11 protein-coding genes are annotated in these 14,588 nt (G+C 58.8%); 10 read left to right on the top strand and 1 reads right to left on the bottom strand.

Annotated elements, in window-relative coordinates:
- Nucleotides 1-65: 65 nt before the first annotated feature.
- The gene (locus tag K0F75_RS08300) at nucleotides 66-974 is read right to left on the bottom strand and encodes a MurR/RpiR family transcriptional regulator (protein WP_219061398.1); all 909 of its coding nucleotides are present in this window, start codon (nucleotides 972-974) and stop codon (nucleotides 66-68) included.
- Between the two features lie 288 nt (nucleotides 975-1,262).
- Between K0F75_RS08300 and iolC the strand changes: the two genes are divergently transcribed.
- From iolC to K0F75_RS08250, 10 genes are all read left to right on the top strand, one after another.
- On the top strand, nucleotides 1,263-3,200 hold the full coding sequence (iolC, locus tag K0F75_RS08295; protein ID WP_219061397.1) for a 5-dehydro-2-deoxygluconokinase: 1,938 nt from the start codon (nucleotides 1,263-1,265) through the stop codon (nucleotides 3,198-3,200).
- Between the two features lie 53 nt (nucleotides 3,201-3,253).
- Nucleotides 3,254-4,189 (top strand): myo-inosose-2 dehydratase, encoded by a 936-nt coding sequence (iolE, locus tag K0F75_RS08290; protein WP_219061396.1) that lies wholly within the window; start codon nucleotides 3,254-3,256, stop codon nucleotides 4,187-4,189.
- Complete coding sequence (gene iolB / locus K0F75_RS08285; RefSeq protein WP_219061395.1) at nucleotides 4,186-4,995, top strand: 5-deoxy-glucuronate isomerase; 810 nt, start codon at nucleotides 4,186-4,188, stop codon at nucleotides 4,993-4,995. Before iolE ends, iolB begins: the two co-directional genes overlap by 4 nt.
- Before the next feature lie 42 nt (nucleotides 4,996-5,037).
- Nucleotides 5,038-6,540 (top strand): CoA-acylating methylmalonate-semialdehyde dehydrogenase, encoded by a 1,503-nt coding sequence (locus K0F75_RS08280; protein WP_219061394.1) that lies wholly within the window; start codon nucleotides 5,038-5,040, stop codon nucleotides 6,538-6,540.
- Nucleotides 6,541-6,655: 115 nt separating this feature from the next.
- A complete protein-coding gene (gene iolD / locus K0F75_RS08275) occupies nucleotides 6,656-8,593 on the top strand; it encodes a 3D-(3,5/4)-trihydroxycyclohexane-1,2-dione acylhydrolase (decyclizing) (RefSeq protein ID WP_219061393.1) in 1,938 nt (645 codons plus the stop codon).
- Between the two features lie 43 nt (nucleotides 8,594-8,636).
- On the top strand, nucleotides 8,637-9,647 hold the full coding sequence (locus tag K0F75_RS08270; protein WP_219061392.1) for a Gfo/Idh/MocA family protein: 1,011 nt from the start codon (nucleotides 8,637-8,639) through the stop codon (nucleotides 9,645-9,647).
- Between the two features lie 76 nt (nucleotides 9,648-9,723).
- Nucleotides 9,724-10,749 (top strand): Gfo/Idh/MocA family protein, encoded by a 1,026-nt coding sequence (locus K0F75_RS08265; RefSeq protein WP_219061391.1) that lies wholly within the window; start codon nucleotides 9,724-9,726, stop codon nucleotides 10,747-10,749.
- 134 nt (nucleotides 10,750-10,883) lie between these two features.
- Nucleotides 10,884-11,810: a sugar ABC transporter substrate-binding protein gene (locus tag K0F75_RS08260; RefSeq protein WP_219061390.1), complete on the top strand. Its 927-nt coding sequence runs from the start codon at nucleotides 10,884-10,886 to the stop codon at nucleotides 11,808-11,810.
- Nucleotides 11,811-11,863: 53 nt separating this feature from the next.
- The gene (locus K0F75_RS08255) at nucleotides 11,864-13,435 is read left to right on the top strand and encodes a sugar ABC transporter ATP-binding protein (protein ID WP_219061389.1); all 1,572 of its coding nucleotides are present in this window, start codon (nucleotides 11,864-11,866) and stop codon (nucleotides 13,433-13,435) included.
- Between the two features lie 37 nt (nucleotides 13,436-13,472).
- On the top strand, nucleotides 13,473-14,495 hold the full coding sequence (locus tag K0F75_RS08250) for an ABC transporter permease (protein ID WP_219061388.1): 1,023 nt from the start codon (nucleotides 13,473-13,475) through the stop codon (nucleotides 14,493-14,495).
- Nucleotides 14,496-14,588 lie beyond the last annotated feature (93 nt).

The raw sequence follows: 14,588 nt of genomic DNA, 5'->3' as shown, positions 1-14,588 counted from the left end.
CATGCTGTTGTTTTGGATAGGTTGCGAATAACGGGTGCCCTGGACCTGTCGGCCGTTGCTCGACCCTAATCCTCAAACCCTACCTGTTCATGTATCTGATCGACTTTCAGCTCCAGCCGATAAGCCACGGCGATGAATAACGCCTGGCACAAGCACAGCGTTGCGCTCAGGGAGCGAAAGGCGAAGGAGCTGCCTTCGTTGACCAGCAATATTGCGTTGGCGCGTTTGGCCAAGGGGGAGAGGTTGCTGTCGGTAATGATCAGGGTCTTGGCTTGATTGTGCTGGGCGATACGCAGGCAGTGTTGGGTTTCTTTGCCATAGGGCGTGAAGCTGATGGCGATGACCAGGTCGTTGGCGCGCACGCTGCGCATTTGTTCGCGATAGCTGCCGCCCAGGCCTGAGATCAGGTGGATACGCTTGTCGGTGTGCTGCAGGTTGTACACCAGGTAGTCGGCGACCGCGAAGGACCGGCGTACACCGACCACATAGATATTGTCGGCGTTGACCACCAGATCAACCGCTTTGTCGAAGGCTTCGTCATCCAGTTCTGCGCCCAGGCGCTCCAGCCCGGACAGCGTGGCATTCACACAGTCACGTGCCAGATCGCCGCCGCTGGCTTTCTGCGACTTGTTGGCGATCATGCTGCGAATGCGCTGCTGGTAGTTCTGAACCGGGGTGGTCTTGTGGGTATAGGCCTCGCGAAACAGCGCCTGCATTTCGCTGAAGCCACTGAAACCGAACCGCTGGGAAAAACGCACGATGGCCGATGGATGCACTTCGCATTCGCGGGCGATATCGCTGATGCGGTCGACCATGATCCGGTCGCTTTGCTGGCTCATGTAGGTCGCGATGCGCTTGAGCTGGCGCGGCAGGTTTTCGTATTCAGCGGTGATCAGCTTGAGCAGACCTTCGGCGTTCGCTGGAGGCGTGTCGGCGCTGTTTTCGGGCAACGGGTGCTGATCAGTGCTGGGCATACGATTCAATCCTTCTGGCTTGCTCTTATAAGGCATTGCGCGCCGAAAGAACCGGCTCTGTGCCCCTGACAATAGACTGCGCAGTTTACAGGGGGTTACGAGTTATATCCTCGCCTGTTTAGCACGAAGTGCCATTACACCAAAGCATATTGGAAAAAATATTCCACATAAATATTTTATAGAATAAATATTGATCGGCGCCGGTAGACGTTCTAGTCTGCACCCACCAAGAGCGTTTCGCGCAACCTCGGCGCGCAACGCAGGCTGATAAAAATAACAGGAGCCAGCATGGGCCAGACTCGTTTTGCCAGTGGGCGTCAATTGGATCTGATTTGCCTCGGACGCCTCGGCGTCGATCTTTATGCGCAGCAGGTCGGTGCGCGGCTGGAGGATGTCAGCAGTTTTGCCAAATACCTCGGTGGCTCGTCGGCGAACATCGCCTTTGGCACGGCTCGTTTGGGGCTTAAATCCGCCATGCTCAGCCGGGTCGGCGACGACCATATGGGCCGCTTCCTGCTCGAATCCCTGGTCCGGGAAGGATGTGACGTCAGCGGGGTCAAGGTCGATCCGGAGCGCTTGACTGCCCTGGTTCTGCTGGGCCTCAAGGACCGCGAAACCTTCCCTTTGGTGTTCTACCGCGAAAACTGCGCGGACATGGCGCTGCGCAGCGAAGACGTCAGTGAAGCGCTGATCGCCTCCAGCAAAGCCCTGTTGATCACCGGTACCCATTTCTCCACTGATCAGGTGTTCAAGGCCAGTAGCCAGGCACTGGATTACGCCGAAAAACACAACGTCAAACGCATCCTCGATATTGACTACCGCCCGGTGCTGTGGGGTTTGGCAGGCAAGTCCGACGGCGAAACCCGGTTCGTCGCCGATCAAAAGGTCAGCCAGCATGTGCAGCGCATTCTGCCGCGCTTCGACCTGATCGTCGGTACAGAAGAAGAGTTTTTGATGGCGGGCGGTTCCAGCGATCTGGTCAGTGCCCTGCGCACTGTGCGGGGTCTGACGGCCGCGACACTGGTGGTCAAGCTCGGCCCGCAAGGCTGCACGGTGATTCACGGGGTGATTCCGGCCCGTCTGGAAGACGGCGCGATCTACCCCGGCGTGCGGGTTGAAGTACTGAACGTTCTCGGTGCCGGCGATGCCTTCATGTCGGGCTACCTGAAAGGTTGGCTGAACGATGCCAGCGACGAGCGTTGCTGCCAGTTGGCCAATGCCTGCGGGGGACTGGTGGTGTCCCGGCATGCCTGCGCACCCGCCATGCCGACCGTGGCGGAACTCGATTATCTGTTCAACAGCCCAGTGCCGATTACTCGCCCGGATCAGGACCCGGTGTTGCAGCGCCTGCATCAGGTCAGCGTGCCGCGTAAGCAATGGAAGCAGCTGTTTATTTTCGCCTTCGATCATCGTGGGCAACTGGTGGAGCTGGCGCAGAAAGCCGGTCGTGACCTGAGCAGCATTGGTCAGCTCAAGCAGCTATTTATTCAGGCGGTAGAGCGGGTCGACATCGATTTGAAACAGCGGGGCATTGAAGCCGATGTCGGGCTGTTGGCTGATCAGCGTTTTGGTCAGGACTCACTGAACGCCGCGACCGGCCGTGGCTGGTGGGTCGCCCGCCCAGTGGAGGTGCAGGGCTCACGGCCGCTGATGTTCGAACATGGTCGTTCGATAGGCAGCAATCTGCTGAACTGGCCTCAGGAACACATCATCAAATGCCTGGTGCAGTTTCATCCTGATGACGAACCGCTGCTGCGTCTGGAGCAGGAGGCGCAGCTCATGGGGCTGTACCAGGCCGCACAGGCCAGCGGGCACGAACTGCTATTAGAAATAATCCCACCCAAAGATCATCCGTCCAGCTATCCCGACGTGCTCTATCGCGCGCTGAAGCGCCTGTACAACCTGGGGATTTTCCCGGCCTGGTGGAAGATCGAAGCGCAGACCGCTGAGGTCTGGCAGCAACTCGATGAGTTGATCCGCGAGCGTGATCCTTATTGTCGAGGGGTGGTGCTGCTGGGCCTGAACGCGCCTGTTGAAGCGTTGGCCAATGGCTTCAAACAAGCTCGCCACAGCAGCAGCTGCCGGGGTTTTGCCGTGGGGCGGACGATCTTTCAGGAGCCAAGTCGAGCCTGGATGGCCGGCGAAATCGACGACGCGACCTTGATCAGCCGCGTGCAAGGCACCTTTGTGCTCTTGATCGAGTCCTGGCGTGAGGCACGAGCCTGACGCCGTCGCTGTGATCTGAAATCTGTCAGTTGAAAACAAAAAAAGGTGCAGCCATGCCCGCTTCCACGCGCTCTCCCTCTGGCCCTTCGGCGATCCGGATTGGCATTAATCCCATCTCCTGGAGCAACGACGACCTGCCTGCCCTCGGCGGCGAAACACCCTTGAGCACAGCCCTGAGCGAAGGCAAGGAGATCGGCTACGAAGGTTTCGAACTCAACGGCAAGTTCCCCAAGGACGCCAAGGGTGTCGGCGACGTGTTGCGCCCTTACAATCTGGCGCTGGTGTCTGGCTGGTACTCCAGCCGCCTGGCCCAGCGTTCCGTTGCGGAGGAAATCGAGTCCATCGCCGGTCACGTTCAGTTGCTCGCCGAAAACGGCGCCAAGGTTTTAGTGTACGGCGAGGTGGCTGACTCGATTCAAGGCCAGCGCATCCCTCTGGTTGAACGGCCGCGATTTCACAGCGATCAGGCCTGGCAGGAATACGCCGACAAACTCACCGAGCTGGCCCGTTTCACCTTGTCCCAAGGTGTACGTCTGGCCTATCACCACCACATGGGTGCTTACGTCGAATCGCCGCAAGATATCGATAAGTTGATGGTCCTGACCGGCAATGAAGTTGGGCTGTTGTTCGATTCGGGCCATTGCTACATGGGCGGCGGCGAGCCGTTGCAGGTGCTGAAAAAGCACATACAGCGCATTTGCCACGTGCACTTCAAGGACGTGCGCAAGCCGGTGGTGCAACTGGCGCGCAACAACCTGTGGAGTTTCCCCGACTGCATCATCAACGGCACCTTTACCGTGCCCGGTGATGGCGATATCGACTTCGCCGCGTTGCTCGATGTGCTGTTGGCTGCGGACTACAGCGGTTGGCTGGTGGTCGAGGCCGAGCAGGATCCGGCTGTCGCCCCGAGTTACATCTACGCCAAAAAAGGCTACGAGACGTTGCGCGGTCTGCTGACCAGCGCTCAGAAAAGGAGCGCCGGACAATGAACCTGTTGGTCAAAAGCAAGCGTGAAGGCCGCACCATGGTTGAACTCGGGGCCGGCGTTTTGGAGTACGTGGGCTTCGCCGCCTATCGTCTGACGGTCGGCGAAAGCCTGCCGGTGAGTGCCGGGGACAAGGAGCTGTGTCTGGTCCTGCTCAGTGGGCGGGTCAGCATCAAGGGGGAGGCGCCGGGGCAGGGTGGTTTCCAGTGGGAGAATATCGGAGATCGCAAGTCGGTCTTCGAAGACAAATCGCCGTTTGCGGTGTACCTGCCGCCTCATAGCCAAGCGCAGATCACCGCGCTCAGCGCCGCACAAGTCGCGGTCTGCGCGGCCCCTGGCGATGTGACGAAAAACCTGTCTGCGCGCTTGATCACCCCAGACAGCATGAAACGCAGCACGCGTGGCAAGGCGGCCAACACCCGTTATGTCTGCGACATCCTTCCCGATACCGAGCCGGCGCATTCGTTGCTGGTAGTGGAGGTGCGCACGCCATCCGGGCATTCGTCGAGTTATCCACCGCATAAACACGATCAGGACGACCTGCCGCACGAAAGCTTTCTGGAAGAAACCTATTACCACCAGATCAACCCACCTCAGGGTTTCGTGTTCCAGCGCGTGTACACCGACGATCGCAGCATCGATCAGGCGATGGCCGTGGAAAACAACGATCTGGTGACCGTACCCAAGGGTTATCACCCGGTCAGTGTGCCGTATGGCTACGCGTCCTATTACCTGAACGTCATGGCTGGGCCGAAGCGCGTTTGGCAATTTCATAACGATCCTCAGCACAGCTGGCTGCTGGATCTTTGATCCTGTTTTTTATTGATTGAATTGAGTGCGAGGAGCAGCGGCATGAGCGAGTCCCCGGTTATCGGCCATTACATCAATGGCAAGGTCCAAGACGGCGCCAGCGAGCGATACAGTAACGTGTTTAACCCAGCGACCGGCAGCGTGCAGGCACGGGTTGCATTGGCAACCTTGAAAACCGTGGACGAGGCCGTCGCTGCTGCGCTGGCGGCGTTCCCGGCCTGGGCCGACCAGTCGTCCCTGCGCCGTGCGCGGGTGATGTTCAAGTTCAAGGAGCTGCTTGATCAGCACCACGACGAACTGGCGGAAATCATCAGCCGCGAACACGGCAAGGTGTTCTCCGACGCCAAGGGCGAAGTGACGCGCGGGATCGAAATCGTCGAGTTCGCCTGTGGTGCACCGAGCCTGTTGAAAACCGATTTCAGCGACAACATCGGTGGCGGCATCGATAACTGGAACCTGCGTCAGCCACTTGGCGTTTGTGCGGGGGTCACACCGTTCAACTTTCCGGTGATGGTGCCGCTGTGGATGATTCCCATGGCGCTGGTTACCGGCAACGCTTTCATTCTAAAACCTTCCGAACGCGATCCGTCGGCCAGCCTGTTGATGGCGCGTTTGCTCACCGAAGCGGGTCTGCCCGATGGTGTGTTCAACGTGGTGCAGGGTGACAAGGTAGCGGTTGACGGCTTGCTGCAACACCCGGACATCGAGGCGATTTCTTTCGTCGGCTCGACGCCGATTGCCGAGTACATCTACCAACAAGGGACTTCCCGGGGCAAGCGTGTACAAGCTTTGGGCGGGGCCAAAAACCACATGATCGTCATGCCTGACGCCGACCTGGATCAAGCGGCCGACGCACTGATCGGCGCGGCTTACGGTTCGGCGGGCGAGCGCTGCATGGCGATTTCCATCGCGGTGGCCGTGGGTGATGTGGGGGACCGTCTGATTGAAAAGCTGCTGCCACGGATTGATCAGCTCAAGGTCGGCAACGGCATGCAGAGCGACATCGACATGGGCCCGCTGGTGACCGACGTGCACAAGGCCAAGGTCGAAGGCTTCATCGATCAGGGTGTGGCGCAGGGCGCGCAACTGCTCGTCGATGGACGCCACTTCACGGTGCCGGGCGCTGAGCAGGGCTTTTTTGTCGGCGCCACACTGTTCGATAACGTCACGCCGGAAATGAGCATCTATAAAGAAGAAATTTTCGGTCCGGTGCTGGGCATCGTCCGCGTAGCAGATTTCGCCAGCGCGGTGGCGCTGATCAATGCCCATGAATTTGGCAACGGCGTGTCGTGCTTCACCCGTGACGGCGGCATTGCTCGCGCTTTTGCCCGCACGATCAAGGTCGGCATGGTCGGGATCAACGTGCCCATTCCGGTACCGATGGCCTGGCATTCGTTTGGTGGCTGGAAGCGCTCGCTGTTTGGCGATCACCACGCCTATGGCGAAGAAGGACTGCGTTTCTACAGTCGTTACAAAAGCGTGATGCAGCGCTGGCCCGACAGCATCGCCAACGGCCCCGAATTCAGTATGCCGACCGCTCAATAAATCGTGTGCGCGCGATGGCGTCGGCACACTCGGCACCTCTCTTCGCCCCATAAGTCGCCATCGCGGGCAAGCGCGCTCCTACACGTCAACATCACCTAAGTAACAAGGTGTGAACATGAAAACCACACGTTTAACCATGGCCCAGGCACTGGTGAAGTTTCTCGATAACCAGTACGTCGAAGTCGACGGGGTTCAGAGTAAATTCGTCGCCGGGATTTTCACCATCTTTGGGCACGGCAATGTGCTGGGCATCGGCCAGGCGCTGGAGCAGGACAGCGGCCAGTTGATCGTCCATCAGGGCCGCAATGAACAGGGCATGTGCCACGCCGCCATCGGTTTCGCCAAGCAGAACCTGCGGCGCAAGATCTACGCCTGTTCGTCATCGGTCGGGCCGGGTGCCGCGAACATGCTGACAGCGGCTGCCACGGCCACCGCCAATCGCATCCCGCTGCTGCTATTGCCGGGCGATGTCTATGCCGGCCGTCAGCCGGACCCGGTGCTGCAACAGATCGAGCAGTTTCACGACCTGAGCATCAGCACCAATGATGCGTTCAAGGCAGTGAGCAAGTATTGGGACCGGATCAACCGTCCCGAACAGTTGATGAGCGCGGCGCTCAACGCCATGCGCGTGCTGACTGATCCTGCTGAAACCGGCACCGTCACCCTGGCGCTGCCTCAGGATGTACAGGCAGAAGCCTATGACTATCCCGACAGCTTCCTGCAAAAACGTGTGCACCGCATCGACCGTCGCCCGGCCAGTGACGCCATGCTCGGCGATGCATTGGCATTGCTCAAAGGCAAACGCAAACCGTTGCTGGTGTGTGGCGGCGGGGTGCGTTACTCCGGTGCGGCCGATGCGTTGCAGGCGTTTGCCGAGTGCTTCGATATTCCGTTCGCCGAAACCCAGGCCGGTAAAAGCGCCATCGTCTCGGCGCATCCGCTGAACCTCGGTGGCTTGGGTGAAACAGGCTCGTTGGCCGCTAACCTGTTGGCCAAGGAAGCAGATGTGATCATCGGCGTCGGCACTCGTTACAGCGATTTCACCACCGCCTCCAAATGGCTGTTCCAGAATCCTGACGTGCAGTTTCTCAACCTCAACGTCAGTGCGTTTGATGCGCAGAAACTTGACGGGGTGCAAGTGCTGGCCGACGCCAAAGTGGCATTGGAGGCGTTGACCGAAGCGCTGGAAGAAAGTGGCTATCACTCGGCCTGGGGTGATCAGCCACAACAGGCTCGGGCGCAGTTGGAGGCTGAAGTGGACCGTCTCTACGCGGTCGAATACCAGACTCAGGATTTTGTCCCGGAAATCAACGACCACCTCGATCCCGCGGTGTTACGCGAATTCATCGAGTTGACCGGCTCCTGCCTGACCCAAAGCCGGGTGCTGGGTGTGCTCAACCAGAGCCTGCCCAGCGACGCGGTGATCGTTGCCGCAGCGGGCAGTTTGCCGGGGGATTTGCAGCGCGCCTGGCGCAGCACCGGGGTTAACACCTACCACGTCGAATACGGCTATTCGTGTATGGGTTACGAGGTCAATGCCGCGTTGGGGGTCAAGCTGGCCGAGCCGCAGCGAGAGGTCTATGCACTGGTCGGCGACGGCTCTTACATGATGCTGCACTCGGAGCTGGCGACGTCGATTCAGGAGCGGCGCAAGGTCAACGTCATCCTGCTCGACAACATGACCTTCGGCTGCATCAACAACCTGCAAATGGAACACGGGATGGACAGCTTCGGCACCGAATTCCGCTTCCGTAACCCGGAAACCGGCAAGCTGGATGGCGACTTCGTGCCGGTGGATTTCGCCATGAGCGCGGCGGCCTACGGCTGCAAGACCTACAAGGTGACTACCCTTCCTGAGTTGGAAGCGGCACTGATCGATGCGCAGAAACAAAGCGTGTCGACGCTGATCGACATCAAGGTTCTGCCCAAGACCATGATCCACAAATACCTGTCCTGGTGGCGGGTGGGGGTGGCCGAAGTCTCGACCAAAGGCACGACGGCTCAGGTCTTCGAAAAGCTGAATAAAGAATTGGCGAAAGCCCGCAAATACTGAGAACCCCTTCAGCGACCTGAAACACATCCAAGGGAGTACTGACATGGCATTGAAATTAGGCGTAATCGGCACCGGGGCAATCGGCCAGGACCACATCCGACGTTGCAGCCAGACCCTGTTGGGCAGTCAGGTCGTGGCCCTGACCGATATCAATCTGGAGCAGGCCGCCAAGGTCGCCCGCGACCTGAACCTGACGGCCGAGGTGTATGCCGACGGGCACGCACTGATCCAGTCGCCGGAAGTCGAGGCGGTGCTGGTTACCTCCTGGGGGCCGAGCCATGAAGCGTTCGTGCTTGCCGCAATTGCTGCTGGCAAGCCGGTATTCTGCGAGAAGCCTTTGGCAGTAACCGCTGAAGGCTGTCGGCGGATCGTCGAGGCCGAAATCGCCCATGGCAAACGACTGGTTCAGGTCGGTTTCATGCGCCCTTACGATGAAGGCTATCGCGCCCTGAAATCGGTCATCGACAGTGGTCAGATCGGCGAACCCTTGATGCTGCACTGCGCCCATCGCAACCCGACCGTCGGCGAAAACTACAAGACTGACATGGCGATCACCGATACCTTGATCCACGAGATCGATGTGCTGCGCTGGTTGCTCGATGATGACTATGTGTCGGTGCAGGTAGTGTTCCCGCGCAAGTCCGGTAAGGCTTTTGCTCACCTCAAGGACCCGCAGATCGTTCTGCTGGAAACCGCCAAAGGCACGCGCATCGATGTCGAAGTGTTCGTTAATTGCCAATACGGTTATGACATTCAGTGCGAAGTGGTCGGTGAGACCGGCATCGCTCGACTGCCGGAGCCTTCGCAAGTGCAACTGCGCAGCGGAGCGAAGCTGTCCACGGCGATCCTGATGGACTGGAAGGACCGCTTCATCGCTGCCTATGACGTCGAATTGCAGGCGTTTATCGATGGCGTACGGGCAGGCCAGGTCGGCGGACCTTCGGCCTGGGACGGCTATGCGGCGGCGGTCACCGCAGATGCCTGCATCGAAGCACAGAACAGCGGTGCTATCGTCCCGGTGAGCTTGGCGGATCGTCCAGCTTTTTATGTCTGATAGATCGCCTTCGCGAAAGCGGTGCCTCAAACACCGCAGTATTTGAAATAGAAGCCGCCATCAACAGGAGAACCCGATGCGCATTGGATTAGTGGGATATGGCAAGGGTGGGCGCTATTTTCACGCGCCTTTGATCGCCAGTTTGCCCGGTGCGACGTTCGTCGGCGTGGTGACCCGTTCGCCGGAGCGGCGTCGGGAGCTGGCGCAGGACCACCCCAAAGTGGCGTCGTTCGATACGCTCGCCGAGCTGGTTGCCAGCGGCATCGATGCCGTGGTGATTTCCACGCCATTGGCATCGCGCAGGGCGTTGATCCTCGAGGCGATCGGGCTGGGCGTGGCGGTGGTCAGCGACAAACCCTTTGCCAGCGATGCGGCGCAGGCCCGTGAGTTGGTCCAGGCCGCAGAGCAGAAGAGCGTGTTGCTGAGCGTCTATCAGAACCGGCGCTGGGATTCCGACTTCCTGACGGTGCGCAAACTGATCGACAACGGCGTGTTGGGCGACATTAGCCGATTCGAATCCAGGGTCGAACGCTACTCGCCTAAATCGGTGGGCAAGGTGAGCGGCGGCGGGATGCTGCGTGATTTGGGTAGCCATCTGGTGGATCAGGCGCTGTTGTTGTTTGGGCCGGTATCACGGGTCTATGCCGAGCTGGATTTCGCCACCCAGGACACACTGCTCGATCACGCCTTTTTTGTTTCTCTAACCCATGCCAGTGGTGTGGTTTCGCACCTGTGGGGCAGCTGTTTGCAGAACTGCCCTGGGCCGCGCTTTCGGGTCAGCGGATCAGCGGGCTGTTACAGCGTCGAAGGTCTGGACGGGCAGGAAGCGGCCTCGCTGGCCGGTTTGTCACCCAAAAGCGAAGGCGGCAGCTGGGGCGTCGAGGAGCATCGACGCTGGGGCTGGTTCGAGCAAGGCGCGCAGCGTGAACGCATCCCCTCCGAGCGCGGTTGCTGGGACGCGTTTTATCGCCAATTACAGGACGCGGTTGAGGGCAGGGGGGCAAACCCGGTCGATCCGCGTGATGCGGTGGCGTCGGCAGTGGTACTGGATGCAGCCCGTTTAAGTGCTGAACAGGGGCGGGTGGTGGATCTATCGGTTTGATGGCCCGGTTGTTTCTGCAGTTAAAATGAAAATATAAAAATATTCTAAAATTTATTGATATAGAAATTATTTTCCAATAGAGTCGTTTCCAGGTTATCCATACAACAAAACCAACATTTGGAGACAGACCGATCATGAAAACCAGGATTCGCTTCACCTCTCTTGCCTTGGCCCTGATGCTCAGTAGCGGGGCCGCTCTGGCCGATTTGAAAATTGGCGTGAGCATGTCGCAGTTCGACGATACCTGGCTCACCTACTTGCGCGAATTCATGGATAAAAAAGCCAAGTCGATGCCGGACGGCGTCAGTCTGCAATTCGAAGACGCCCGCAGCGACGTGGTCAAACAGTTGAGTCAGGTCGAGAACTTCATCAGCCAGAAAGTCGACGCCATTGTGGTCAACCCGGTGGACACCGCCGCCACCCAAAAAATTACCGCCGCTGCGGTCAAGGCCGGTATCCCGCTGGTTTATGTCAACCGAAGACCCGATGATCTGAACCTGCCCAAGGGCGTGGTCACGGTCGCCTCCAATGACCTGGAGGCCGGTCAGATGCAGATGCAGTACCTGGCCGACAAAATGGGGGGCAAAGGCAATATTGTGATCCTGCTGGGGGATTTGGCGAACAACTCCACCCAGAACCGCACCAAAGGCGTTAAAGAGGTGCTCGCCAATTATCCGGACATCAAGATTACCCAAGAGCAGACCGGCACGTGGCTGCGTCAGAAGGGCATGGACCTGAGCAACGACTGGATTACCCAGGGCAAAAAGTTCGACGCGGTTGTCGCCAACAATGACGAAATGGCGATTGGCGCTTCCATGGCACTCAAACAGGCGGGCGTTGAACAGGGCTCGGTCTTGATCGCGGGTATCGACGGCGCGCCTGATGGCTTGCACGCGGTGAAGAAAGGCACGCTGACCATGTCGGTGTTCCAGGATGCCAAGGGCCAGGCCGATGGCTCGATCGACACTGCAGTGAAAATGGCCAGGCACGAGCCAGTGGAACAAGCCGTCTGGGTGCCTTATCGCTTGATCACCCCGGAAAATGCCGATTCGTTCAAATAGCAGCTCTTTTGCCTCTTCCCAAAAATAAGAATGTCGCTTGAGGAGCCTGTCACATGTTTGCTTCAGCTACTGCTTCGAGTACCGCCAGGGCCGATCGATCGGCTGGCGCTGCTGCGACCGATACTGCCGATGTGCCCTATCTGTTGGAAATCATCAACGTCAGCAAAAGCTTCCCCGGCGTGTTGGCCCTGTCCAATGTGCAACTGCGCGTGCGCCCCGGTTCGGTGCTGGCGTTGATGGGCGAAAACGGCGCTGGTAAATCCACCTTGATGAAGATCATCGCCGGGATCTACCAGCCCGACGACGGCGAGCTGCGCCTGCGTGGCAAACCCGTCAGCTTCGACACACCGCTGGCCGCGTTGCAGGCCGGGATCGCGATGATCCATCAGGAACTCAACCTGATGCCGCACATGAGCATCGCCGAAAACATCTGGATCGGCCGTGAGCAACTCAATGGCCTGCACATGATTGATCACCGGGAAATGTTCCGCTGCACCGCCGCTTTGCTCGAGCGTTTGCGCATCAATCTCGATCCGGAGGAGTTGGTGGGCAACCTGAGCATCGCCGAGCGGCAGATGGTGGAGATCGCCAAGGCGGTGTCTTACGACTCCGACATTCTGATCATGGATGAACCGACGTCGGCCATTACCGACAAGGAAGTCGCCCACCTGTTCTCGATCATTGCCGACCTCAAGGCGCAGGGTAAGGGCATCATCTATATCACCCATAAAATGAACGAGGTCTTCAGCATCGCCGATGAAGTGGCGGTGTTTCGCGATGGCGCTTATATCGGCCTGCAGCGTGCTGACAGCATGGATGGTGACAGCCTGATTTCAATGATGGTCGGTCGTGAGCTGACCCAGTTGTTCCCGGTACGTGAAAAGCCGATTGGCGACCTGCTGATGTCAGTGCGCAATCTACGTCTGGATGGGGTGTTCCAGGGCGTTTCGTTTGATCTGCACGCGGGCGAAATTCTGGGGATCGCCGGGCTGATGGGTTCCGGGCGGACCAATATCGCGGAAACCATTTTTGGTATCACCCCCAGTGACGGCGGTGATATTCAGCTCGACGGCGTCAGCGTGCGTATTAGTGACCCGCACCTGGCCATCGAAAAAGGCTTCGGCCTGCTGACTGAGGATCGCAAGCTCAGCGGCCTGTTTCCCTGCCTGTCAGTGCTGGAAAACATGGAAATGGCGGTGTTGCCGCACTACGCCGGTGGCGGGTTTATCCAGCAAAAAGCCCTGCGCACGTTGTGCGAGGACATGTGCAAGAAACTGCGGGTGAAAACCCCGTCGCTGGAACAGTGCATTGACACCTTGTCCGGTGGCAACCAGCAAAAAGCTCTGCTTGCACGCTGGCTGATGACCAATCCACGGGTGCTGATCCTTGATGAGCCAACCCGTGGCATCGATGTCGGCGCCAAAGTGGAGATCTATCGATTGATTTCCTATCTGGCCAGCGAAGGCATGGCGGTCATCATGATTTCCTCGGAGTTGCCCGAAGTTCTGGGCATGAGTGACCGGGTCATGGTCATGCATGAGGGCGAGATGATGGGCATGCTCGACCGTAGCGAAGCGACCCAGGAGCGAGTGATGCACCTCGCCTCTGGTCATTCTGTTCACTAGCGGGTCAGCACGCAGCAGACCATGAGGATTAACCGCAATGAACGCGATTCTGGAAAATAAACCCACCGTAGCGGCGGTCAAATCGAAGCGACGCTTGCCCACTGAATTGAGCATTTTTCTGGTGCTGATCGGTATCGGTCTGGTCTTCGAAGTATTTGGCTGGATCGTTCGCGATCAGAGCTTTCTCTTTAACTCCCAGCGTCTGGTGTTGATGGTCCTGCAAGTGTCGATCATTGGTTTGCTGGCCATCGGCGTGACCCAGGTCATCATTACCACCGGTATCGATTTATCCTCGGGTTCGGTGCTGGCGCTGTCGGCAATGATCGCTGCCAGTCTGGCGCAAACCTCGGACTTTACCCGGGCTGTGTTCCCATCGCTCACCGATCTGCCAGTGTGGATTCCGATAGTCGCGGGGCTGGGGGTGGGGCTGCTGGCAGGGGCGATCAACGGCAGCATCATTGCCATCACCGGGATTCCGCCGTTCATTGCGACCCTGGGCATGATGGTGTCGGCGCGCGGGGTGGCGCGTTTCTACACGTCAGGCCAGCCGGTGAGCATGCTGTCGGATTCGTACACCGCCATCGGTCAGGGGGCGATGCCGGTCATCATCTTCCTGGTAGTCGCGGTGATTTTTCACATCGCCTTGCGTTATACCAAATACGGTAAATATACCTACGCCATCGGTGGCAACATGCAGGCGGCGCGAACGTCGGGGATCAACGTCAAACGGCACTTGATCATCGTCTACAGCATCGCGGGCTTGTTGGCCGGGCTGGCGGGGGTGGTGGCTTCGGCGCGGGCGGCAACGGGGCAGGCCGGTATGGGCATGTCTTACGAGCTGGACGCAATCGCTGCTGCGGTGATCGGCGGCACTAGCCTGGCCGGAGGCGTGGGGCGCATCACCGGAACCGTGATCGGTGCGTTGATCCTGGGGGTCATGGCCAGCGGATTCACGTTCGTCGGCGTCGACGCTTATATCCAGGACATCATCAAGGGATTGATCATTGTGGTCGCGGTGGTGATCGACCAATACCGCAACAAACGCAAAATAAAACGCTGAGTCAGTGCCGACGAATGGGGCGCTGCGGCGTGTCAGGGACAGTGCTTTCGCCGACGAACGGGCCCTTCTGGGCCCTTTTCTGTTTCCTTACGC

Source organism: Pseudomonas sp. UMAB-08 (genome assembly GCF_900095225.1).
Taxonomy (GTDB): domain Bacteria; phylum Pseudomonadota; class Gammaproteobacteria; order Pseudomonadales; family Pseudomonadaceae; genus Aquipseudomonas.
This window is presented reverse-complemented; position numbering and strand designations above follow the sequence as displayed.